Genomic DNA, 23,506 nt, shown 5'->3' with positions numbered 1-23,506 from the left:
TATTATAAAGGGGTCGTTATGCTTCAACGGTTAGCAAAAAAAAAGGTGCTGTTACTCTCTGCTCTGATGGTTACAGGGCTGGTCAGGGCAGAGGAGTCGCTTCCGGATGTGGTGAAGCACTTCAGTGAACAGCAGGACATCAAAATCATCAAGAAAATTGACGCCCCCGGCGGCGCGCCAGCGTGGCTGGGGAAATATCAGGACATGGGCGTGACGCTCTTTCTGACCCCTGACGGAAAGCACGTCGTGTCTGGTTATCTTTATGATGAGAAAGGAACCAACCTCAGCGAGGCCTTTTTCCAGAAAGAGATCTACGCCCCGATGGGCCGCGAGATGTGGAAAAAGCTCAATGCGGCGCATCCCCTGAAAGAGGGCGCGGAGAGTGCCCCGCGCAAAGTCTTCGTCTTTGCCGACCCGTTCTGCCCGTACTGCAAGCAGTTCTGGGCTGAAGCGCAGCCGTGGGTGAAGGCTGGCAAGGTTCAGCTCAATACGCTGCTGGTTGCATTTCTTACCCCAAACAGCGGGCGTAACGCCACCGCGATCCTGAATGCGAAAGATCCGGTGTCGGCCTGGAAAACGTACGAGCTGTCCGGCGGGAAAAAGCTGCCGAAACCTGAAGCTGCGGCTTCCCGGGAAACCGTTGAGATCCTGCAAAATCACCAGACGCTAATGGACAGTCTCGGCGCGAATGCCACACCGGCTATTTATTACCTGAATGAGCAAAACGAACTGCAACAGGTCGTGGGTATGCCAGACGCAAAACAGCTTGAGGCGATGTTCGGGCCGAAGCCGTAAAAGAAAGGCAGAAACAGAACGTTTCTGCCTTTTTTAAGTCAACTACCCCAGCGTCCCCGGAGGTAATTTACCGCCTCCTGCGTCTGCGGCTGGTTAAGATAGTCTTCACGGAACAGGATGGTGCCCTTAACGTCTGGCAGTGAATCGTTGAGGTCGAGCTGTTTTTTCAGCTCCGGTACGCCGCCGTTCACCGTCCAGTCCGGTTCGTTTCTGGAAGGCGCGCCCACTTTGTAGAACGCGATCCCGATATACAGGCGGGTATGGGTCGGTTTCACCACGTCAGCCCACCATTTTGTCAGCACATCGTAACGTGCCGCGTCGCGGGCGAAGGGCCAGTAGATCTGCGGCGCAATGTAATCCAGTAAACCCTGCTGTACCCATTTGCGCGTGTCAGCGTAGGATTCATCATAGGCTGCGGCACCGCGCGTGTCCGAGCCTGCCGGGTCGAAGGAGCGATTGCGCCAGACCCCCGCCGGGCTAACGCCAAATTCGACCTCAGGTTTAGCCTGCTTGATCGCCCTTGAGACCTGCACAATCAACTGCTGCGTATTGTGTCGACGCCAGTCCGCTTTTGACGCAAATCCTTCGCCATAGCGCCTGAAGGTCCAGGCATCATTCAGGGTGGACCCCGGCGTCTCGGTGTAAAAATAGTCATCGAACTGAACGCCGTCGACAGGGTAGTGATTTACCACTTCCATCACCACCTGGGTTATCCAGTCCCGCACGTCGGGAATGCCCGGGTCGAGAACAAAACGATCCCCCGAGGTGCGGATCCACTCCGGATGCTGGACGTACACGCTGGAGGGATGAAGCGACGAGGTGCGGTTAAGCGCGGCGATGGTCGACGGCTTCGTGTTGGTGGAAACGCGGTACGGGTTAAACCAGGCATGAACCTTCATCCCGCGCTTGTGCGCTTCATCCAGCATAAACTGAAGCGGATCGTAACCGGGATCTTCCCCGATAGTCCCCGTCAGGGTATCTGACCAGGGCAGTATTTTAGAGGCCCACAGCGCCGTACTGTCCGGTTTTACCTGAAAGAAGACGGTGTTGATCCCAAGTTTTTTCAGCTTATCGAGCTTGTCCGTCAGCGCCCGCTGTTGCTGGGCGATACGCTGGTCCGCGCTACGGCCATTCACCGATGACACGGGAGGCCAGTCGAGACGGGAGACGGTCGCCAGCCAGATCCCGCGCATGGGTTCGTTAGTCTGCTGTAGAGGTTTCGCCTGCGGCAGCGGGGTAACGAGTGATTTGGGTGGTTTGGAAGTGCAACTTACCAGTAAAAGCGCGCAGCCAAGCAGCGCGCCAATCCGTTTTACGTGTCGCATCATTTGCGTGTTAGCTCCTGGGTGTCCGGCTATCCGTCCAGGGATTAAACGCCGGTTCGTCCTGTTCCCCGTTACCGTCATCGTGAAGAGAGTCGAGGTAGAGGGCTTCAACTTCCGCCCGCGCCCATGGGGTGCGGCGCAGGAACTTCAGACTCGATTTAACACTCGGGTCCTTGCGAAAACAGTTGATTTTGATTCGGTTGCCCAGTTCATTCCAGCCATATCGCGCAACCAGCGCGTTAACCTGCATTTCGAGCGTTACGCCATGCAAAGGATCGTTGGAAACATGTGCTGTCATAGGCGTCCGGTAGTCTCATTTTTTATGGGGATGTGATAAACGCTCAAAGGTTACAAGAAAGCAGGGGACGCGGCAATTTCAGCGTGAGGTTCTTCACCCGTGAAGGGTGAAGAAGATTTTCCGGTTAACGCTATTTTTTAAACAGTTCAGGCGCCCACGGCGTCGGGTCTACCTCCATAAAGGGCGCACGCTCAAAGCGGGACTTCAGCGCCCAGGGCACCGTACAGTCGAAAATCGTTTTGCAGGTGATCCCGTTGCCACGAATGGAGGGGCTGTAGTCCGGCGTCTGAGACGGATCGAGCTGGTGTCCGCGGATCCCCGGCAGATGGGTGATGCTGACATCGCCCTGCATACGGGTGGTCATCGCCCACAGGATGTCGTCGCTGTCGAAAATATCCACATCTTCGTCGACGAGAATAATGTTTTTAAGCTCGGAATAGGTGGCTAACGCGATGAGTGCCGCCTGACCCTGACGCCCTTCGTCAGAGGGCTGGCGTTTTTTCACCTGCAATACGCCAAGAAACTTGCCGCCGCCAGCGGTATGCGCATAGACGTTTTGCAGAAAACCGGGGATGGCTTCTTCCACCGCATTACGGATGCTGGCCTCCGTTGGCAAACCGGCCAGCGTGGTGTGCTCCTCGCCCGGTCCTACCAGGGTTTGCAGGATCGCCTGATGACGCATCGTGACGGCCTTCACTTTGATTACCGGTAAGGAGGGGTTAGCCTCCCCACAGTAGCCGGGAAATTCCGGCATCGCGTGCCCGGTGTGGGTATGCTGATCTTCTTCTACACGCACGCCCGGCAGCAGTTCGCCTTCGATGATAATTTCCGCACGCGCTATCGCTTTTTCATTTACGGCCACACCCTGCACCAGCTCTACGGGGGTCTGACGTAACGCGCCGGCGACACCCAGCTCGTTGTAGCCGAAGGGCGTGGTAGGGGCTTCGAAACAGGCGCCAATATAGATAGCGGGTTCGAGACCCATATTGATCGTGACCGGCAACGGTTTGCCCGCCTCCTCGGCTTTCTTACGGAACACTTCAATATGGCGGCCTGCGGCAAGGAACATGGAGAGCTCATCGCGCTCCTGCACGCAGAGACGGTGAATAGTGACATCGGTCAGTGAGGCATCTTCCGGATCGCTTGCCAGCACCAGCCCCAGACAGAAGAACGGACCGGCATCTATCGGCGTGTTGGTCGGTGCCGGAAGCAATTTACGCAGATCGAAGTCCGGATCGTCGGCATAAAACACCTGTTCCTGACACGGCGCCTGTGCCGCCGGAACCACAACGGGAGCAATCGGGTTTTTCACGGCCTGGCCGACATGTTTTGCCAGTTCAGAGGGCTCGCAGCCCAACAGGAGCGCCGCCCGCTCGCGGCTGGCGTGCATTCCGACCAGAATACGCGAGTCGGGATATCCCTTAATAGCGTTAAACATCATCGCCGGGCCAATGCGCGTCGGACGTTTTACCGTGCCGCCAGCACCAATATGCCGGTACACACCCGCCAGCTCCGCGTCAGGATCGACTGGATGGCTGGTTTCAAGGTATTGACCTTCATGGCGTTTGAGCAGTTCGATAGCACTTCTGAGATCGTTGATGTGGTTTTTCATATTTCCCTCCTCGGATGAAGGCTTCCATTCTTAACCGGACGAAGAGGGCTATCAATTGCATCATTTATGCTATTTTAATATGAATTTTATTATCAATAATAAAGGCATGGTATGCAGTTTCGACTGATGCGCAATTTCATCGTGGTGGCGGAAGAGCTTCACATGCATCGGGCGGCGGAGCGCCTTAACATGGCGCAGCCAGCGCTGAGCCAGCAGATAAAAACGCTTGAAGATCGTCTTGGGGTCTTGCTCTTTAGCCGGGCGAATCGTCGCCTGACGCTGACGCCAGCCGGTGAGGCATTTCTCAGTAAAGCCAGAGTCGCGATTTTAATGACCGATCAGGCGATTCTGGATGCCAGACAGACGGCCAGAGGGGAACAGGGCGTGCTGAATCTCGGATGTGTTTCAAGTGCGATATTCGACAGTAAGCTACCCGCCGCGCTGCGGCTTTTACATGAGAAATGGCCCGCCATCAGCCTTTCCATGATGACGGGTAACGTGCAAACCCTTTATACCGGCGTGCAAAGCAACCAGCTGGATGTGGCCATTATTCGTGCCCCGTTACCGCTATTGCCTGACGATCTGCAAAGCCGTCCATTTACAACGGAAAAGGCCGTGCTGGCCTTACCTCGTCAACATAGCCTGGCGGGCTCCGCCGCGCTGACGCTTGCGTCGGTGAAAGAGGAGAAGTGGATCGCCCTGCGCGACCCGGAGGGGATGGGGCTGGAGCAATATTTCTATGATGCCTGCCACAGCGCGGGCATACAGCCTGACGTTGTGCAAAATGCCACCGATGTCCCCACGGTGATAAGTCTCGTCTCGGCAGGGTTTGGCATCGCCATGCTGCCGGCTTCAGCGAAGGCGATATGCGTACAAAACGTCGTCTTTGTGGATATTCTTGACCGACTCCGGGAGAGCGAGCTGACGCTGGTTTGCCACCGGATTATTCGCTCTGAGGTCCTGAAAAAATTGATGAGCATCCTCGATCATACCTGACGTCCGGCGGCCTGAAGAAGCTGTTCTCGCAGCCAGCGGTTAGCCGGATCCTGGCTGTTTTTCGGGTGCCAGTACATACCGATGACGATCGGAGGGAGATCCAGCGGCGGCGGAAAAATATCAAGCGTTTGCGTGAACCGTAGCAACATGCGTCTGGGTAGGGTGCAGAGCAAATCGGTACCGGCAACAATCGCAGGCGCCATCGCATAGCTTTGCGTCGACATCACCACGTTACGCTGGTGGCCAAGCCCCGCCAGATGCTGATCGACAAAGCCTGCGAACGGGTCGCCCTCGGATGAAACCACCAGGTGGGAAAGGCTACAATAGCTTTCCAGATCCATCGGTCCCGTACCGCGCGGATGGCCTTTTCGCTGGGCTGTGGCATATTCATCGTCAAACAGTTTGCGTCTGACCCATGCATCGTGCGCCCCCGCATTAACGCCGACATAAATATCCACATCGCCATTTTCCATCTGCGCTGGCAGCAGCGGGGTTTCCGGGAGCGCAAAACGCAGGCGGATGCCTGGTGCTGCGCTGCTAATCTGATTCTGCAACTCTGCCCCCAGCATCAGCGCCGGGTTCTCGTGCAGGGCAATCACAAAGGTGCGGGTGCTGTTATGCGCGTTGAACGTGGTGGGTTCAAGCATCGCCGATATACCCTGCAAAACCGTCGCGACCTGCGGCCTTAGCGCCTCGGCGCGCGGCGTAGGTAACACCCCACGTCCGTGTGGGGAAGGGATAAACAGCGGCTCATTGAACAGGACGCGCAGGCGCGCAAGGCGGGCAGACATCGCCGGCTGGCTGATGCCCAGCCGCGCGGCCGCATGGGTGATATTCTGATCCCTGAGTAACGCATCCAGCGTCAGGATCAGGTCCATATCCATATCGGAGGAGGGCATCTTATTGTGCGTCATAGCTTGCTGCCGTTGTTCAACAGGGAAGGTTAGCCATTGCCAGAAAAGCAGTCACTGCATTACCTGGCTCCTGCATGCGGCTGATCATGACCAGATTTGCGGTCAACGCCTGAGCATTCAGGTTGCGGTAAATCAGTCCGGGTATTTGCACCTGTTGCAGGGGGGCGGGAACCAGCGCCAGACCGAGCCCGGCTGCGGCAAATGCCAGAACGCTTAGCGTACTGTTTGAACGATGTGCCACGCAAAAACCATCCCCGAGCTGCTGCGCCAGCAGCAAAGTCAGATTTTCATTGGCGTCATGCGCGTCGTACAGGACCAGGGGATGACCGGCGAGCATTTCAACGGAGAGGTGCGGATGGATGGCTAAGGGATGATCGTCACACATTGCGATTATCATCTCCCAGTTTCCGGTTTTCTGCACCCTGATCTGCGGATCGGCTGTCGTACTGTTATCCGGTGTATAACCGACATCAATATGCCCTGCGAGGATCGCAGCTACCTGTTTCTGGGGAGCGATTTCCTGAATGGTGACTTCTGCATCCGGATGGGTTTTACGGAAGCGACGTACATCGGTAATCATTTTGCCACTAAAAATGGCGTTCCCGGCAAAACCGACCCGTACACGCCCTGTTTCTCCCCGTATCGCACGCTGGACTGCCAGACGCGTGTGTTCCATTTGTTCCAGCATCAGTCTGGCTTCGCTGAGAAGAAGCGATCCGGCCTCAGTAAGTTCCACACGACGGCTGGTGCGGATAAACAGCGGACCGCCTAACTCAGTTTCAAGGGCTTTAATCTGCATGCTGAGCGCAGGCTGAACAATATTGAGTCGCTCAGCCGCGCGTCCAAAATGCTCTTCTTCTGCAACAGCCAAAAAATAGCGTAAGTGCCGGAGTTCCATTGCCACCCTGACTCATCATTAAAAATGATTGTTTAGTAAAATATATATATTTGAGTATAAACCGCTTCACGGCCAAACTGAACGCATCAACTCAAACAGGAATCAAACAATGCAAACTCACCAACTGCAAGACCGTCAGGATCTTAACGACCTCATGAATGGCTGGATGCACCGCGACCTGGGCGAATGGGAGCAGCTGCGTAATCTTTTTCATCCGGACGGCACAATCGAAATTACGTGGTTCGAAGGGCTCGCGAGCGATTTTGTCGAGGGTTCCATGCGTATGGGCGCTTCAGATTTGCGCACAAAACATATGATTGGCTCGCCCGTCGTCACTTTTAACGACCGCGGCGACAAAGCGATTCTTGAAACCAATGCGATGATCATCGCTGAAAATATAAAACTTAATATTGGATGCGAATGCCACAATCGTTTCTACGATCTGGCAGAAAAGAGAGAGGGCGTATGGAAGCTGTTCCATCGTCAGAGCATCTACGACATGGGTATTTTCACCTTTCCGCTGGGCCCGGTTGAGATTGATTCAAAAATTGCTGCCAACTATCCGCGGGAATATGCCGCGCTAGCTTATCTGCTGGAACAAAGCGGTTTCCCCTCAGCCGCGTATTTGCCACGCGTGACAGTGAACTAGAAGCGAATATGAAAGCGAACGCAAAAAAATGGCTGGCTGTCTGACAGGTTGAGCGCAGGGCCGAACAGATTTCGCCGGCTGGTTAATACCCGGCCGCGGGGCCCTGGGCGTGAGATAGCGGTCCCAGGCTGAAATATTTAGCCTGGGACGCAGAGACTCTCTTATTGGGCGTCCCGGTTGGTATAGGTCACCGGAACCCACGCGTAGCCTTCCCGCTCACCTTTCTTCACATACCCGATCCCGGGGAAAGGCAGATGTGGCGCCGCAATCAGATCTTTGTTTTTCACAAACTCAGCGAACGCTGCGTTGCGTACCCGGGCGGCTCCGTCCTGATCCTCATCGTAAGCAATCGTCACGTTGGGCTGTGGGAACTGAACCGCGGCAACGTGAATGATGTCGCCGACAAAGGTAATTTTTTCACCTTTGCTCTCCAGCGTGTAGAACGCGGACCCTGGGGTGTGGCCCGGGTGAACCGTACCACTGATGCCCGGCAGAAGCTGTTCCGTCCCGGAGAAAGTCTTCACTTTTCCGGCGTCAAGATAGGGCTTTAAGGTCTTGCGCGCGACGTCGAAGTAGTTCTGGTCATAGCCGGACTTTTTCTGGTTCTCGTCGTTAAAGAAGAAATCGATATCCGGTTTGCCGACATAGACCTGCGCGCGGGTAAACACGCGCTGACCGTCTTTAACCAGGCCGCCAGCATGATCGGAGTGCGCATGGGTGATCAGGATATCGGTAATATCCTGCGGTTTAATGCCCTGCGTCGCCAGGCTTTCAATCAGCCGCCCGCCTTTGCCGGGGCCAAAGAGCTGACCGGAACCGGTATCCACCAGAATTTTGTGGCCGGGGATGGCGATATAGAACGCGTTAATCGACGCTTCCACCGGATTGGCCTGGAAGTTTTTAGCCAGTAACGCATCGGTATTTTCTGCCGTCGTCCGACGCAGTAAGGCGTGCAGATCCTGCGGCACGCTGCCGTCCGTAAAGGCGGTGACAATCGTATCGCCAACCTGAACGCTGTAGCCGCCAGCCTGCTGTTTCACCACATGCTGTGGAACGCTGGCCAACGCGTGGATCGCGGGAAAGAATAAAACCGAACCGGTCAACAGGGTTGATAACGCAAGTTTTTTCACAGTAAACATGATGGGCTCCTCAATAGTAAGTTCATCATAGTTCAACTGAGATTTTTGAGAACAGCAGGGAAGTGGATGTGACCTATCCATGAAATGGATAGGTCTGAGAGAATGCTTTACAGCACGCCGGTACCGCCGTCAGAGCACCATACTTGTCCGGAGGCGTATGAGCAGGTATCTGAGGCAAAAAGCACATACAGCGGTGCGATTTCAACCGGCTGGCCCGGTCGGCCCAGGGGCGTATCTTCCCCGAACTTTTGAACTTTGGACTGCGGCTGACCGCCGCTGGACTGAAGAGGCGTCCAGTATGGACCTGGCGCGACGGCATTCACCCGAATGCCACGCGGCCCCAGCTGCTGAGCCAGAGACTTGGTAAAGGCCACGTTACAGGCTTTGGTCTGCGCATAGTCCACCAGGATCGCGCTCGGTTTAAACGCCTGAACGGAAGTGGTGTTGATGATCACGGCGCCTTCCTGCAAATGGCGCAGCGCAGCTTTAGTGATCCAGAAGGGGGCATAGACGTTGGTTTTAAACGTCGCGTCGAAATCTGCCGTGGTGAGATCGTCGATCGATTCGCAGTACTGCTGGCGTCCAGCGTTGTTCACCAGGATATCCAGGCCACCCAGTTCCGCGACGGCTTTTTCCACCAGCGTATCGCAGAACGACTCCACGCGAATGTCGCCGGGAATGGCGACCGCTTTACGGCCTTCGGCCCGAATCAGCGCAATGACCGATGCCGCATCGGACTCCTCTTCCGGGAGATAGCCAATAGCCACATCTGCACCTTCACGGGCATAGGCGATCGCTACCGCGCGACCAATTCCGGAATCACCGCCAGTAATCAGCGCTTTTTTTCCTGCCAGTTTGCCTGATCCGATATAACTTGTTTCACCGTGATCCGGTATTGGCTTCATTTCCGATGCCAGCCCGGGGGCCCTTTGCGGTTGTTCAGCAAACGGTGGACGAGGGTAATGCAGCGTGTGATTATTTCCTGTAGACATACCGGCCTCCTTAATAGTGAATTCCAAGATTAGTCGTTAATTAAACGTAAGCGGGCAAAATTGACAAATTCAGACAAATCTATCTTCTGGTAGCGGATATAAAATATTTTCTCAAGCCAGCATGTAATACCAGAAAAGGGCGACCTCATCTTTTTCCGGCAGGGCGTTGTAAAGGTAGCGATCGTAACCGCCGAGAATAAACCCATAGTGACGATAGAACTGACAGGCAGAAACATTAACGTTCTGCGTCTCCAGCCGTAACCCGGGCGCATTGAGGCTTCGCGCCCAGACGTGGGTGGCGGACATCAGCTTGTGCGCCGCGCCCGTACGGCGTTTTGAACGCTCCACGGCAATGTAATCCACCGAAATAAATTTATTCCAGTTGCAGGACGCGGTAATAAAACCGGCGATTTCACCGTCATCCGTTTCGGCGATAAGAAATATTGAATCCGGATTAACGCAATGATTTTCCAGCGTCTGGAGATCAAGTTCATAGGTTTTAAGATAAGGTTCGGTCAGCGCCTCGATATGCAAATCACCATTGAGAAATGGCTCTCTGGCAATCTCATCAACCTTGAAAGAAAAATCACAACATTCAAGGCGGGCGAGGTCTGTACTTAATCCTTTTCGAATATGCATAGTATTCCTTAAGTGGGAGTTATAAATAGATAATAGACGAAGCGGCATCCCCTGCTGGCATAACACTCTGTAGATCCTGGTCTAAGCTTGTATTTCGTTCCGCGTAAAAGGTGGTCATTCGAGGACAATGAATGGAATTCAGAACATGTCGCAGGCACTGGGGTGCTGAGTTTATTTCCGATGACGTTGTACGTTTTCGCGTCTGGGCAGAAGGGCAAAAAGATCTCACGTTGCGTTTAACCGATACCGACATTCCCATGGCGGCGGTGGGCGACGGCTGGTTTCAGATTGACGTGCCCGGCGTCAGGCACGGTACGACGTATCAGTTTGTTTTACAGGATGGAATGGCGGTGCCGGACCCGGCCTCGCGCGCGCAGCAGTCTGACGTCAACGGCCCGTCGGTGGTGATCGACCCGCGTCGCAGCCTGCCCACTCAGCGGGAATGGCAAGGACGACCGTGGGAAGAGACGGTGATCTACGAGCTGCATATCGGCACCTTCACCGGGGAAGGAACCTTCAGGGCGGCCATCGGCAAACTGCCTTATCTGGCCGAACTGGGTATTACGCAACTGGAAGTGATGCCCGTGTCCCAGTTCGGGGGCGCGCGCGGATGGGGGTATGACGGCGTGCTGCTGTATGCCCCGCACTCGGCTTATGGCACACCGGATGATTTTCATGCCTTCATCGATGCCGCCCACGCGCTCGGGCTTTCCGTGGTGCTGGATATCGTACTCAACCACTTTGGCCCGGAAGGGAACTACCTGCCGTTGCTCTCACCGGCGTTTTTCCATCAGGATCGTATGACCCCGTGGGGCAACGGTATTGCCTATGAGGTTGAGGCCGTCCGGCAATACATCGCCGAGGCGCCGTTATTCTGGCTCTCGGAGTATCATCTTGACGGTCTGCGCTTCGACGCCATCGACCAGATCCATGACGACGCTGAGACCCATATTCTTCCCGAGATAGCGCAACGGATCCGCGACGCATTTCCGGATCGGCATATCCATCTGACCACCGAAGACAGTCGCAACGTGATTTTCCTGCATCCGCGCGATGAGCATGGTCAGACGCCGCTTTTCACCGCCGAATGGAATGATGATTTTCACAACGCCGCGCATGTCTTCGCGACCGGGGAATCACACGCCTATTATCAGGATTTTGCCTTTGAGCCGGAGAAAAAACTGGCGCGGGCGCTGGCAGAGGGCTTTGTCTACCAGGGGGAAATCTCGCTTCAGACCGGAAAATCGCGCGGGGTAGAGTGTCGCGAGCAACCTCCGCAGTTTTTTGTCGATTTTATTCAGAATCACGACCAGGTCGGCAACCGTGCCCAGGGGGAGAGGCTTATCTCTCTGGCAGGCGCGGATAAAACGCGTGTGCTGTTCGCGGCGCTGCTCCTGTCGCCCCATATTCCGCTGCTGTTTATGGGCGAGGAGTATGGCGAAACGCATCCGTTCCTCTTTTTCACCGACTTCCACGGCGACCTGGCGAAAGCCGTGCGGGAAGGGCGCGCGAAAGAGTTTACCGGCCATGCCGGGCACGATGAAACCGTACCGGACCCCAATGACGTAAATACCTTTATGCGGTCGAAGCTTGACTGGAACAAGGCAGACACGCAGGAAGGCAGGGCGTGGCTGCACGCTACGCGCGAACTGATTGCGCTGCGTCAGCGCTTTATCGTCCCGCTACTGAAACAGCGGGGCGCCGTGGAGGGTAACGTCCTGCAAACGGCGCTCGGCATGGTTGCCGTGAGCTGGCGTTTCCCGTCCGGTACGCTGTCGCTGGCGCTGAATATCGGCAAAAAGCCGCTCGCCTTACCGAACCTGCCCGGAAAAACGATCTTTAGCTGGCCGGAGGCAGTCGATAACCTGCCGCCAAACAGCATTGTTGTTCGCTTAGCTGATGGAGAAGCAGCGCTATGATCCCTTCCTCTACTTACCGAATTCAGTTTCGCAACGGCATGACCTTCGATCGCGTGGTGGACCTGATTCCGTATATGAAAGACCTTGGAATTAGCCATCTTTACGCGTCGCCTGTTTTCACCGCAACCACGGATTCCACCCACGGCTATGACGTGACCGACCCCAACGAAATCGACCCGGCGATTGGCGGGCGGGAAGGGTTTGACCGCATGGCGGCAGCGCTGAAACAGGCGGGGATGGGGCTGATTCTGGATATCGTTCCTAACCATATGTCGACCTCGCTGGAAAACCGCTGGTGGCGCGATGTTATCGAACAAGGCAGGCAGAGCCGCTATGCGGCGTATTTTGATATCGACTGGTCCCGACCGCTGACGTTGCCGTTTCTTGGCGACACCTTTGTAGCCGAGCTAGAGCGGGGGGCTTTCACCTTAAAACGTGACAGTGTCACCAACAGCGCAGCGCTGGTTTACTATGATACCGCCTATCCGCTTAATCCCGGCACGTATGCCGAAGGCAAGAGCATCGCTGAGATCCACGAGGCGCAAAGCTGGCGGCTGATGTCCTGGCGGGAAGCGCCGAAACAGCTTTCATGGCGGCGCTTTTTTGAAATCACCGGGCTGGTCGGCGTGCGGGTAGAGGATGAGGCGGTCTTCGCAGACACGCACCGCCTGATCCTTGAGCTTGTTCACGCCGGGGTTGTCGACGGCCTGCGCATTGACCATGTGGACGGGCTTGCCGATCCGCTGGGCTATTTGCAGCGCCTGCGTGCGGCGACCGGACCGGATTGCTACATCACGGTTGAGAAGATCCTCGCAAAAGGGGAACAGCTTCCTCCGGAGTGGCCGGTCTCGGGGACCACGGGCTATGAGTTCATCGCCTCGCTGGCGGAAGTGCTGGTGGACGATACCAACCTCTCGCGACTGGAGACGCTCTACGATGAGACGCTGGGTACGACCGTGGACAGGCAGGCGGAACTTCGCAAAGCCAAAGGGCTGATGACCGATCGTAATTTTGAAGGTGAATTTACCACGCTGCTCAAAATAGCCAGCGAGCTGGCCGGGCATAACGGCGCCGAAGTGGAGCATGAGGATATCCGCCATGCCCTGCGCGAGCTGCTTATCGCGTTTCCGGTGTATCGCACCTACGGCACCGGAGAGGGGCTGACGCCACCGGATGTGGCGCTGCTCAGTCGCGTGGTCGCCAGCGTCGACACCTCTGAACCCGCGCTCAGCCTGATCGTGCGTATTCTTACCGGCGATCTGCCGGAGGAGGACCACGCGCTGGCCTCGCTTTTCCGCACCCGTTTTCAGCAACTGACCGGGCCGCTGATGGCGAAATCGGTAGAGGATACGCTGTTCTTCCGCCATAACCTGGAGCTGGCCCTGAACGAAGTCGGCGCTGACCCGACGCCGCGCGCATTTTCACTTTCCCGTTTTCACCAGGAGATGCGCATTCGTCTTGCCCGCCAGCCCGATGCGCTGCTGGGAACCTCCACCCACGACACCAAACGCGGCGAGGATGCGCGAGCGCGACTATACACGCTGACGGAAGCGCCAGATCTGTGGGGGGAAAACCTGGCGCGCTGGCGGCAGATGAACCAGACGCAGGTCCGATTCCTCAACGACGGCACCGCGCCGAACGCCGCCGACACCTGGATGATCTTCCAGGCGCTGGCGGGCGTCTGGCCAGCCACGCTGTCGCCTGACGATCGAGATGGCCTTAAGTCACTGGAAGAGCGTTTTCTCGGCTTTATTGAGAAAGCCCTGCGCGAGGCCAAGCAGCGTACCGACTGGATCGACAGCAACGAAGGGTACGAGAGCGTGGTGCTGGACTACGTGCGCCATCTGCTCTCCCCGGATAACACCCTGTTCCTGCGTGATTTCAGTGCCGCACTCCAGCCGTTTATTCGGGCTGGGTTAATGAACAGCCTGAGCCAGACGGTGATCAAGCTGACTGCGCCAGGCGTACCGGACATCTACCAGGGTAGCGAAGGGCTTAACTTCAGCCTGGTCGACCCGGATAATCGCCGCGAACCGGATTTCACCGCGCTGGCGGAAAACCTCAGCGTAGCGGATGGAACCATTTTTAACGATGCGCAACGCTGGCGAGACGGCAGCGTGAAGCAGTACGTCACCGCCACGCTGTTACGGCTGCGCCCGCATTACCCGGCGCTTTTCCGCTACGGCGACTGGCTGCCGCTGAAGGTGACCGGCGAGCGGGAAGAGAATCTGATCGTTTATGCCCGCATAAAAGATGACGAGGCGCTGATCGTCGCCGTGCCGCGTCTGGTGTTTGACGTCACCGACAATGCGATGCTGTGGGCCAATACTACGGTGGCCATACCCCAGGAGCTGGCCGGGAAGCACTACCGGGATCTGTTTACCGGTGAGCGCCGCCTTCTGCCAGAGACGCTGGATTTAACGTCTGAAAAGGGATGTTTGTTGGTTCTGCTTACCTGCGACTAATCGAGGAGAACAAAAATGCCAAAGGATACAACGTTTGAAATTCGGGCCGGTCATGGCCAGCAGTTGGGCGCAAATTATGACGGGAAAGGGGTGAACTTCGCTCTGTTTTCCGCCCACGCGGAGCGGGTAGAGCTGTGTCTGTTTGATCCTTCGGGAAAAACAGAAATAGCCCGCCTGGAACTGCCGGAATATACCCATGAGGTCTGGCACGGCTATGTGCCGGCTCTGAAACCGGGGGCGCTGTATGGTTACCGTGTGTATGGCCCTTACGATCCGGAGAACGGTCACCGCTTCAATCCCAATAAGCTGCTTATTGACCCCTATGCCCGTGAACTGGTGGGTGACATTGAGTGGAACGATGCCCACTTCGGCTATGAGCTGGGACACGATGAGCTGGATCTCAGCTTTGATACGCGAGACAGCGCGCCGTTTACGCCCAAATGTAAGGTCATCGACCCCAATGCCGTCGACTGGCAAGACTCCCGCCGACCCCATATCCCGTGGCCGCATACCGTGGTTTATGAGAGCCACGTAAAAGGCTTTACCCAGCTTAACCCGGCTATTCCGCCTGAACTGCGCGGTACGTTTGAGGGGATGGGGCATAAAGCGTCGGTGGAGTACATCAAAAGCCTCGGGATTACCTCGGTCGAGCTGCTGCCGGTTCACTGGTTCCCTGACGATCAGCACCTGCTCGATCGCGGTCTGAAAAACTTCTGGGGCTATAACTCACTCGGTTTCTTTGCGCCAGCGTCACGCTATTACGGCCCGGCGGGGATCCAGGGTTTCCGCGACATGGTGCGTGCCTATCATGACGCGGGCATCGAGGTGATCCTCGACGTGGTCTATAACCACACGGCGGAGGGCAACGAGCTGGGGCCAACCCTGTCGTTTAAGGGAATTGATAACTTCTGTTATTACCGCACCATGCCGGATCAGCACCGGTATTACATCAACGACACCGGCACCGGGAACACCGTTAATACTTCACACCCGCGCGTATTGCAGATGGTCATGGACTCCCTGCGTTACTGGGCAGAATCGATGCAGATTGACGGTTTCCGCTTTGACCTCGGGACCATTCTCGGACGTGAGCCGGAGGGGTTCGACCCGCGCGGCGGCTTCTTCGATGCCGTGACCCAGGATCCGGTGCTGTCGAAGCTGAAGCTCATCGGTGAGCCGTGGGATATCGGCCCCGGCGGGTATCAGGTGGGAGGCTTCCCGCCTGGCTGGGGTGAGTGGAACGACAAATACCGCGATACGGTACGTGAATACTGGAAGGGGGATAACGTCTCTAACGATTTTGCCGCCCGTCTGTTAGGGTCCGGTGATTTGTACGATCTGCGCGGGCGTCGTCCGTGGGCCAGCGTCAATTTTATTACCGCGCATGACGGCTTCACGCTGAACGACCTGGTGTCGTACAACGAGAAACATAACGCCGATAACGGGGAAGATAATAACGACGGGCATAACGATAACCGGTCGTATAACTACGGCGAAGAAGGGCCGACGGAGAACCCGGATATCATCGCCACCCGCGAGCGGCAAAAGCGCAACTTCCTCACCACGCTCTTCTTCTCGCACGGTACGCCGATGCTGCTGGCAGGGGATGAGTTTGGCCGGACGCAAAAGGGCAATAATAACGGCTACTGTCAGGACAGCGAGATCTCCTGGGTAAACTGGGAAGGACTCACTGAAAACGACGAGAAGCTGCGCGACTTTACCCGTCGGCTGATTGCCCTGCGCGCGACGCAGCCGCTGCTGCGACGTGAGAACTGGCGCGACGGGCTGGAGATCCGCTGGTTTAACGCCGGTGGCGGACCGCAGCAGTCGGAACAGTGGGACGAGGGTTCCACCCTTGGTCTTGCCATCAGCCGTCCTGATCTTGAGCAGGAAGAGGGCGTCTGGCACGACGTGCTGATGCTGTTTAACCCGTTTGAAGGTACGGTGCCATTCCAGATCCCCCAGTTTGGCGAAGGGGGTTGGGTGCTGGAGCTTTCGACGGCGGATGAGGCCCCCACAGGGGAAATCATCACGGAATCCGTCGATTATGAACTGGCCGGGCGGAGTATGACGCTTTTCCGCCGTCTTTAAAGCGAGGCCGCCGCGCGTGCGGCGGTATCATACAGGGAGGAGATCGCGCGGAGTAACTGCGCGGTCTCGCCAATCGACGCGCCCGGAATGCCGCTTTCAGCGTGAATGTTGATCAGGCAGGCCTCCCGCACCTCCCGGTACTTCATGCACAGCGCTTTTCCCTCCTCCGTGGTGGAGAAAAAAAGCTCTTTTCCGGCTTTCTCGCTGGTGACATATCCCGCCTTGACCAGCTTTTTCAGCGCATACGTCACCACGTGGGTATCTTCCACGTTAAGCACAAAGCAGATGTCGGCCAGCTTTTTCTTGCGGTTGCGGTGATTCACGTGGTGCAGAAGCGAAACGTCAAAGGCCCCCATATCCGGTTCACCCGCTGCGGTCATGCAGCGCACCATCCATTTGTTAAACGCATTGCTGGTCATGATCAGCGCATATTCCAGCTCTGATAATTCAGCACACCGCTCTGAGACGAGATGACGGGAGGAGACGATTCGCCCTTCCGCAATATCGTCGTGGTTTAACGCTGTCGTCTTTTTCTTTACTGTCATAACGATCCTTCCCCCGAAATGTAAACCCGTCGATAAAATAAGAACATTTTATTGATAAATTGTTTACATGTTTTTGACGTTCAGATATAGCTTTTTAGTGCAGGTTCTGTGGAGCCTGACGCAAAACACAACATCGCGCGCCGTAATGCACCGGCTTCGCTCTGCTGCGAAGTATAAAAAATAGCCGTCGGCGCGCAACGCTCACTTTGGATAGGGTAACGTTTATGGACAGTTCTACACTGTTGCCACTTATCGGGATTCCGGTGGTGGTTATTGGTTTTGCACTGCGTTTCAACCCGCTGCTGGTTGTCGTGGTGGCGGGGCTGGCGACGGGCCTGCTGGTTGGCATGGATTTCGGTATGCTGCTGGAAACCTTTGGCGAAAAGTTTGTGAATAGCCGATCGCTTGCCACCTTCATTCTGATCCTGCCGGTGATTGGCCTGCTGGAGTATTACGGGCTGAAAGAGCGCGCCCAGGCCTGGGTAGCGAAGATCGCCAGCGCCACCTCGGCGCGTATCCTGATGCTCTACTTTGTCGCCCGCGAAGGGACGGCTGCGCTGGGCCTGATGTCCCTTGGCGGCCACGCGCAAACGGTGCGTCCGCTGCTGGCGCCGATGGCGGAAGGGGCGGCCCTGAATGAATACGGCGAACTGCCGCAGACTATCCGCGACAAAATCAAAGCCCATGCCGCCGCGTGTGACAATATCGCGGTTTTCTTTGGGGAAGATATCTTTATCGCCTTTGGCGCGGTACTGCTGATTGATGCGTTCCTGAAAGAGAACGGGATCGAGGGGATCGAACCGCTGCATATCGGCCTGTGGGCCATTCCGACCGCTATTGCGGCACTGATCATCCATATGACGCGTCTGCTGCGCCTCGACGCCAGCATTCGTCGCGACGTGATGGCCTGGAAAGCAGAGCAGGGTACGCAGGAGATCGCACCATGATGACCCTCATCACCATTAACCGCGTGTATTACCTGATCGGCTTCGTCGTGATGCTGCTGGTTGTGATGACCCTTCGCGACCGCGCTAACCCGAAACGCTATACCACGGCGCTGTTCTGGTTTCTGTTCGGCGGGATCTTCCTGTTTGGCGATCTGATGGTGCAGGAGCTGGGTAAGTCGCTGGCGTATCGCATTATTGGCGGCGCCGTTATCGTGATTGCGCTGCTGGCCGGTTTCGGGCTGGTCGGGAAGGGGCACTATAAAATGTCCACCGAGGATGAGCGTGTTGCCTCGTCGAACCGGCTGAAAAACTGGCTGTTTTTACCGGCACTGATGATCCCCGTGGTAACGGTCATCGGGACGCTGTTTCTGAAAGGCGTGTCGATTGGCGGCGTTTATCTGCTCGACCAGAAACAGCTTACGCTGGCGGCGCTGTGCGTGGCCTGCGTGGCGGCTATCCTTACCGGCTGGTGGCTGACAAAAGGTACGCCGCTGCATGCGGTGCGTCAGTCTCGTCGGCTGGTCGATACCATTGGCTGGGCGGTGATCCTGCCGCAGATGCTCGCCATGCTCGGCGGGGTGTTTGTGGTGGCGAATACCGGCGAATCGGTACAAAAGGTGGTCAGCCTGTTTGTGAACCCGGACAGCCGCTTCATGCTGGTGGTCATTTACTGCGTGGGGATGGCGCTGTTTACCATGATCATGGGTAATGCCTTCGCAGCCTTCCCGGTGTTAAGCGCCGGTATCGCTCTGCCATTCCTGATTAACGTCCATCACGGTAACCCGGCGCCGCTGCTGGCTATCGGTATGTACGCAGGCTATTGCGGCACGCTGATGACGCCGATGGCCGCCAACTTCAACATTGTGCCCGCCGCGCTGCTGGAGCTAAAAGACAAATATCAGGTTATCAAGATCCAGATCCCGACCGCGTTAACCCTGCTGGTGGTGAACGTGTTCTTAATGTATTTCCTCGTGTTTCGCTAAGGAGCTGCAATGGAATTAACGCAACATCAGGCTGACGCCTTCGCCAGAATGCCGTTGACCTATTTACGTCAGGAATACCCGAACCACATTATGCATCTGCTCAACGATGACGGCGACGTTTTGCCGCCTCGCGAGCTGCACCCGATCTTTTACGGCTGTTTTGACTGGCACTCTGCGGTGCACGGCTACTGGCTGCTGCTGCGCTGCCTGCGTCTCTGGCCCGAACTGCCGTGCCGGGAAGAGATCATCACTCTGTTCGAAGAACACCTGATCGACGAGAAGGTGGCGAAGGAGCTGGCCTATTTTACCGCGCCGTTCCGCGCGTCGTTTGAGCGGCCTTATGGCTACGGCTGGCTGCTGGCGCTGGCGCAGGAGCTGAAACAGTCGTCACTGCCACAGGCGGAGCGCTGGTACCAGACGCTGCAACCGTTAACGCGGGATATTCGCCAGCGGCTGGTGGATTACCTCAGCAAGCTCACCTATCCCATCCGCGTCGGAACACATTACAACACGGCGTTTGCGCTCGCGCTGGGGCTGGATTATGCCCGGGCGGTGACGGATGACGGGCTTGAACAGGCGATCCTGGACGCGGCGACGCGCTTTTATCATACGGACACGCAATATCCGGCGCATTATGAGCCGGGCGGCGACGAGTATATCTCCGGGGCGCTGACCGAGGCGTTACTGATGAGTAAGGTGGTAGAGAATTTCCCGGCCTGGTTCGATGCGTTTCTGCCTGAAGTGGGTGCCGTTTCAGCGCTGATGAACCCGGCTGAGGTAAGCGACCGCACCGACCCGAAAATCGCACATCTGGACGGGCTTAACCTCAGCCGCGCGTGGTGTATGAAGCACATTGCCCGCGCTTTGCCGGAAAACCACCCGGCGCAACAGGCGTTACAGGATGCCGTTGCGCGCCATCTCTCGGCAAGCCTGGAGCATGTTGTCGGCAGTCACTACAGCGGCGGCCATTGGCTGGCGAGTTTTGCGCTGCTGGCGCTGGAGTAGCGCTTAGTTATATTTTTCGTGCTCATCCTGTTTCCGCAGGATGAGTGATTTTACGCAACCGGCTCGCGCTGACGACGACCGCTACCGCAGAAGCTGCGGCGGCGACCCACAGCGCAACATGAATTGACCTTTCATCTGCGGCCAGCAGAACGGCCACGGCGGCGGCGCCCAGACACTGCCCGAACGTGCGCATAATGGATAAAACACCGGATGCATAGCTCGCATGCTCACGAATAACGTTGGAGAGCATTTCCCGGTTATTGGGACTCTGAAAGCAGCCAAACCCCACTCCGCACACCAGACTCCGCAGGCAGATATCCCACACTGAAGGGCGGTCGGGTAATGTTGCCAGCAGGATCAAACCGACGACAAAAATCATCAGCCCCAGGGTGGATATCGCCGGGGCTGAAATCGTGTCTGCCCACCGGCCTGCATGCGGCGCAATCAGTACGATCCCTAGCGGCCACGGCGTAAACAGCAGGGCAGACAACACCGGGCTGTAGCCGTATTCGCTCTGAAACAGGAAGGGCAGCGCAATAAAGGTGATCCCCTGGCTGACAAAAGCAATCATCGACGTGAAGGCCGCGAGGGTAAAACGTTCATTTTTAAACATCATCGGCGGCAGTAAGGGGTTATCCGCGCGGCGGATCTGCCAGATAAACGCCATGCCGCTCAGCGCAGCGAGCATTGTCCAGCAAAGACTGCCAAGGTGATAAGTCGCGTCATGGAGGCTGTTCGCCGCCATGATCGTCGACCCCAACAGCAGCGCCGACAATATGGCGCCCGGGGTGTCGAAAGGCGCTTGCTTTCGAACCGCATCCCGCGGCAGCGCTTTGACCGCCAGCAGTAAGGCGAGGGTGCCGGGAACAACGTTTATCGCAAACAGCCATTGCCAGCTCAGGGTGTGAAGGATCGTCCCGCCCAATACCGGGCCGATAGCGGAGCTGGAGGCGATGAGCAGGGCGTGCAACCCCAGAATGCGGCCAAGCAATCGCCCGGGAAATACGGACCGCAGGATTGCGGGGGCAATACTCAGCGTCGCCGCGCCGCCGATCCCCTGAAGCACCCGCATACCGATAAGCACTTCGGGTGTATTCGCCAGCGCGCAACCCAGTGATGTCAGGGTAAAGGTCGTCAGACCTGCCAGAAATACGGGGCGATAACCCAGGCGGGCCGCAAGCGCCGCGAATATCGCCAGCGTCATCGCAGCCGCCAGCAGATACCCGTTGGCGAACCAGACGGCAATACTGGCAGGTACCTGCATCTCCTGAGCCATGGAGGGCAGGGCAATGTTGATCATGGTGCCATCAAACACGCCCATTAAGGTGGTGGTCATAATTGCGGCCATCACCCGTGCGCGCGCCGGGCCAGGCAGTCCTTCGTCGCCGGGTTGACTGGAAAAGAGCGTCATCATGTTGTCCTCTGAGAAGAGTGATGGATGACAAAACTATAAAGATGGCTTTTACAGGGCGGAAGGCGCACCATTTGCACTTTATCGTTGCACGAAACGCCTTATCTGAATGAACAGGAATGAGCGCTATGACCGATCCTGATTTTAATTTACTGATTGCACTCGACATATTGCTGAGCGAAGCGAGTGTCGCAGGTGCAGCACGTCGTCTGAACCTCAGCACCTCGGCCATGAGCCGGACATTAAGCAGGTTACGCGACGTTACAGGCGACCCGATCCTGGTGCGCGCCGGGCGTAACATGGTACTAACCCCGTGGGCCGAAGCGACCCGGGATCGCGCCAGACGTGCAGTGCACGAGGCGAGGGCGGTATTGCAGCCCTCAACTGAAACGTTCAGTGCGCAAAGTCTGGCGCGCCTTTTTACCATCAGGGCAAACGATGGTTTTGTGGTGGCGTTTGGGCCTGCGCTTATAGCGGCTGTGGCCGACGCCGCGCCGGACGTCTGTATACGCTTTGCGCCTAAGCCGGAAAAAACGTCGCGCTATCTTCGGGAAGGGCTGGTTGATCTGGAGATTGGCGTCCAGAGCAATATGGGGCCTGAAATACGGCTGCAACGGTTGTTTGAGGATCGATTTGTGGGCGTCGTGCGTAAGGGACACCCGCTGGCTAAGCAGGCAGAAATAGGCGTGAAGGATTATGTCGCCTGGGGCCATGTGGTAGCGTCACCCGAGGGCGCGTTGCACGGTTCCGTTGACGATGCGCTGGCCGAACTGGGGACAAAACGTAAAATCGTCAGCGTCGTACCGGGATTTCCGACGGCACTGTCCGTGGCGCTGGAATCAGATCTTATCGCCATGATACCCGCGCTCTATTTACTCAATCAGCAGGTAACGGACCAGATACACGTTTTCGAGCTGCCGTTCAGAAGCCGTCGTATTACGGTATCGCAGATGTGGCACCCAAGAATGGAACGCGACCCTGGTCACCGCTGGCTGAGAGAGCGAATTCTTGCGATATGCGGTGTGGCGAGGTCAGATATGATTAAGGGTTCTGTATAGCGATTGCTATACACAGCGCTTATGCTATGCTTGTAAAGCAATTGCTATACAAGAGGTATACCTATGAAATCAGATGTTCAACTCAATCTCAGAGCCAAAGAATCCCAGCGGGCGCTTATCGATGCCGCCGCAGAGATCCTCCATAAATCACGCACGGACTTCATTCTGGAGATGGCCTGTCAGGCAGCCGAGAATGTGATCCTCGATCGACGTGTATTCAATTTTAACGATGAACAGTACGCAGAGTTCATTGACATGCTCGATGCCCCGGTCGCGGACGATCCTGCCATAGAAAAACTGCTGGCAAGGAAACCGCAGTGGGACGTGTAACAGCACCAGAGCCCTTATCCAGCGTCCATCAACTGGCGGAGTTCGTCAGCGGAGAGGCCGTGCTTGACGAATGGCTAAAACAAAGAGGTCTGAAAAACCAGGCGCTCGGCGCAGCCCGAACATTTGTCGTTTGTAAAACGGGCACGAAGCAGGTCGCGGGATTTTACTCTCTGGCTACAGGCAGCGTTAACCATACGCAAGCGACAGGTAATCTGCGGCGTAACATGCCGGATCCCATACCCGTGATTGTACTTGCCCGTCTGGCTGTGGATGTCTCGTTACGCGGAAACGGGTTGGGAGCCGATTTACTCCACGATGCGGTTTTACGCTGTTATCGGGTAGCTGAGAATATCGGGGTGCGGGCGATGATGGTTCATGCACTCACTGAGGAAGCCAAAGCGTTTTATATCCACCATGGTTTCAAAGCATCGCAGACTCAGGAACGGACACTGTTTCTCAGGCTTCCCCAGTAGAGGCAAAGGGAGGGGGTGGGAT

Annotated in this window: 21 protein-coding genes and 1 pseudogene; 12 read left to right on the top strand and 10 right to left on the bottom strand. The window is 56.5% G+C overall.

Going from position 1 to position 23,506, the window contains the following annotated elements:
* The first annotated feature begins 18 nt into the window (after nt 1-18).
* Nucleotides 19-795, top strand: coding sequence for a thiol:disulfide interchange protein DsbG (gene dsbG, locus AC4OVU_RS11305; protein ID WP_110292273.1), 777 nt, complete (start codon nt 19-21; stop codon nt 793-795).
* A gap of 38 nt (nt 796-833) precedes the next feature.
* Here dsbG and AC4OVU_RS11300 read toward each other — a convergent pair whose 3' ends face one another.
* From AC4OVU_RS11300 to AC4OVU_RS11290, 3 genes are all read right to left on the bottom strand, one after another.
* Nucleotides 834-2,123 (bottom strand): glycoside hydrolase family 10-like protein, encoded by a 1,290-nt coding sequence (locus AC4OVU_RS11300; protein WP_110292274.1) that lies wholly within the window; start codon nt 2,121-2,123, stop codon nt 834-836.
* A 7-nt stretch (nt 2,124-2,130) separates the two neighbouring features.
* Nucleotides 2,131-2,418, bottom strand: a complete 288-nt coding sequence (locus AC4OVU_RS11295; RefSeq protein WP_003857097.1) for a VF530 family protein — start codon at nt 2,416-2,418, stop codon at nt 2,131-2,133.
* 130 nt (nt 2,419-2,548) lie between these two features.
* Nucleotides 2,549-4,030 carry a UbiD family decarboxylase gene (locus AC4OVU_RS11290; RefSeq protein ID WP_110292275.1) on the bottom strand — a complete coding sequence of 494 codons (1,482 nt, stop codon included), beginning with the start codon at nt 4,028-4,030 and terminating at the stop codon, nt 2,549-2,551.
* Nucleotides 4,031-4,141: 111 nt separating this feature from the next.
* On the opposite strand from AC4OVU_RS11290, the gene AC4OVU_RS11285 reads away from it, so the two are divergent.
* Nucleotides 4,142-5,026, top strand: a complete 885-nt coding sequence (locus AC4OVU_RS11285) for a LysR substrate-binding domain-containing protein (RefSeq protein ID WP_017382331.1) — start codon at nt 4,142-4,144, stop codon at nt 5,024-5,026.
* Here the strand turns inward: AC4OVU_RS11285 and AC4OVU_RS11280 are convergent.
* Nucleotides 5,017-5,940, bottom strand: a complete 924-nt coding sequence (locus tag AC4OVU_RS11280) for a LysR family transcriptional regulator (RefSeq protein WP_023303753.1) — start codon at nt 5,938-5,940, stop codon at nt 5,017-5,019. The genes AC4OVU_RS11285 and AC4OVU_RS11280 overlap by 10 nt on opposite strands.
* 16 nt (nt 5,941-5,956) lie before the next feature.
* The gene (locus AC4OVU_RS11275; protein WP_023303752.1) at nt 5,957-6,838 is read right to left on the bottom strand and encodes a LysR substrate-binding domain-containing protein; all 882 of its coding nucleotides are present in this window, start codon (nt 6,836-6,838) and stop codon (nt 5,957-5,959) included.
* 109 nt (nt 6,839-6,947) lie between these two features.
* Here AC4OVU_RS11275 and AC4OVU_RS11270 point away from each other — a divergent pair.
* Nucleotides 6,948-7,531, top strand: a pseudogene (locus AC4OVU_RS11270) (nuclear transport factor 2 family protein).
* 117 nt (nt 7,532-7,648) lie between these two features.
* On the opposite strand, the gene AC4OVU_RS11265 reads toward AC4OVU_RS11270, so the two are convergent.
* From AC4OVU_RS11265 to AC4OVU_RS11255, 3 genes are all read right to left on the bottom strand, one after another.
* Complete coding sequence (locus AC4OVU_RS11265) at nt 7,649-8,626, bottom strand: MBL fold metallo-hydrolase (RefSeq protein ID WP_045338515.1); 978 nt, start codon at nt 8,624-8,626, stop codon at nt 7,649-7,651.
* A 107-nt stretch (nt 8,627-8,733) separates the two neighbouring features.
* Nucleotides 8,734-9,618, bottom strand: a complete 885-nt coding sequence (locus AC4OVU_RS11260; RefSeq protein WP_017382335.1) for an SDR family oxidoreductase — start codon at nt 9,616-9,618, stop codon at nt 8,734-8,736.
* A gap of 111 nt (nt 9,619-9,729) precedes the next feature.
* Entirely contained in the window at nt 9,730-10,257 is a 528-nt protein-coding gene (locus AC4OVU_RS11255) for a GNAT family N-acetyltransferase (protein ID WP_032653615.1), read from the bottom strand.
* A 131-nt stretch (nt 10,258-10,388) separates the two neighbouring features.
* Between AC4OVU_RS11255 and treZ the strand changes: the two genes are divergently transcribed.
* From treZ to glgX, 3 genes are read left to right on the top strand one after another with little or no spacing between them, the layout of a single operon-like run.
* Nucleotides 10,389-12,176 (top strand): malto-oligosyltrehalose trehalohydrolase, encoded by a 1,788-nt coding sequence (gene treZ, locus AC4OVU_RS11250; protein WP_110293098.1) that lies wholly within the window; start codon nt 10,389-10,391, stop codon nt 12,174-12,176.
* On the top strand, nt 12,173-14,641 hold the full coding sequence (treY, locus tag AC4OVU_RS11245) for a malto-oligosyltrehalose synthase (protein WP_110293097.1): 2,469 nt from the start codon (nt 12,173-12,175) through the stop codon (nt 14,639-14,641). The genes treZ and treY overlap by 4 nt, the downstream gene beginning before the upstream one ends.
* A 15-nt stretch (nt 14,642-14,656) precedes the next feature.
* Nucleotides 14,657-16,732 carry a glycogen debranching protein GlgX gene (gene glgX / locus AC4OVU_RS11240; protein ID WP_110293096.1) on the top strand — a complete coding sequence of 692 codons (2,076 nt, stop codon included), beginning with the start codon at nt 14,657-14,659 and terminating at the stop codon, nt 16,730-16,732.
* Here glgX and AC4OVU_RS11235 read toward each other — a convergent pair.
* Nucleotides 16,729-17,277, bottom strand: coding sequence for a winged helix DNA-binding protein (locus tag AC4OVU_RS11235; RefSeq protein WP_110293095.1), 549 nt, complete (start codon nt 17,275-17,277; stop codon nt 16,729-16,731). The genes glgX and AC4OVU_RS11235 overlap by 4 nt on opposite strands.
* 224 nt (nt 17,278-17,501) lie before the next feature.
* Here AC4OVU_RS11235 and AC4OVU_RS11230 point away from each other — a divergent pair, with 224 nt between their 5' ends.
* The 3 genes from AC4OVU_RS11230 to AC4OVU_RS11220 are packed head-to-tail and all read left to right on the top strand — an operon-like array spanning nt 17,502 to nt 20,212.
* On the top strand, nt 17,502-18,224 hold the full coding sequence (locus AC4OVU_RS11230) for a DUF969 domain-containing protein (RefSeq protein WP_003857121.1): 723 nt from the start codon (nt 17,502-17,504) through the stop codon (nt 18,222-18,224).
* Nucleotides 18,221-19,207 carry a DUF979 domain-containing protein gene (locus tag AC4OVU_RS11225; protein ID WP_110293094.1) on the top strand — a complete coding sequence of 329 codons (987 nt, stop codon included), beginning with the start codon at nt 18,221-18,223 and terminating at the stop codon, nt 19,205-19,207. Before AC4OVU_RS11230 ends, AC4OVU_RS11225 begins: the two co-directional genes overlap by 4 nt.
* Before the next feature lie 9 nt (nt 19,208-19,216).
* A complete protein-coding gene (locus AC4OVU_RS11220) occupies nt 19,217-20,212 on the top strand; it encodes a DUF2891 domain-containing protein (protein ID WP_110293093.1) in 996 nt (331 codons plus the stop codon).
* Between the two features lie 22 nt (nt 20,213-20,234).
* Here the strand turns inward: AC4OVU_RS11220 and AC4OVU_RS11215 are convergent, their stop codons facing one another.
* Nucleotides 20,235-21,623: an MFS transporter gene (locus tag AC4OVU_RS11215; protein ID WP_032669873.1), complete on the bottom strand. Its 1,389-nt coding sequence runs from the start codon at nt 21,621-21,623 to the stop codon at nt 20,235-20,237.
* Between the two features lie 128 nt (nt 21,624-21,751).
* Between AC4OVU_RS11215 and AC4OVU_RS11210 the strand changes: the two genes are divergently transcribed.
* The 3 genes from AC4OVU_RS11210 to AC4OVU_RS11200 all read left to right on the top strand — a co-directional run bounded on the left by AC4OVU_RS11210 (nt 21,752) and on the right by AC4OVU_RS11200 (nt 23,484).
* Nucleotides 21,752-22,681 (top strand): LysR family transcriptional regulator, encoded by a 930-nt coding sequence (locus AC4OVU_RS11210; protein ID WP_110293092.1) that lies wholly within the window; start codon nt 21,752-21,754, stop codon nt 22,679-22,681.
* A 63-nt stretch (nt 22,682-22,744) separates the two neighbouring features.
* On the top strand, nt 22,745-23,011 hold the full coding sequence (locus tag AC4OVU_RS11205; protein WP_003857131.1) for a type II toxin-antitoxin system TacA family antitoxin: 267 nt from the start codon (nt 22,745-22,747) through the stop codon (nt 23,009-23,011).
* Nucleotides 22,999-23,484, top strand: a complete 486-nt coding sequence (locus AC4OVU_RS11200) for a GNAT family N-acetyltransferase (protein WP_110293091.1) — start codon at nt 22,999-23,001, stop codon at nt 23,482-23,484. The genes AC4OVU_RS11205 and AC4OVU_RS11200 overlap by 13 nt, the downstream gene beginning before the upstream one ends.
* The last annotated feature ends 22 nt before the right edge of the window (nt 23,485-23,506 follow it).

Source organism: Enterobacter sp. 6722112, assembly GCF_058661685.1.
Note: the sequence above shows the minus strand (reverse complement) of the source record. Positions and strands in the feature narration are given on the sequence as shown.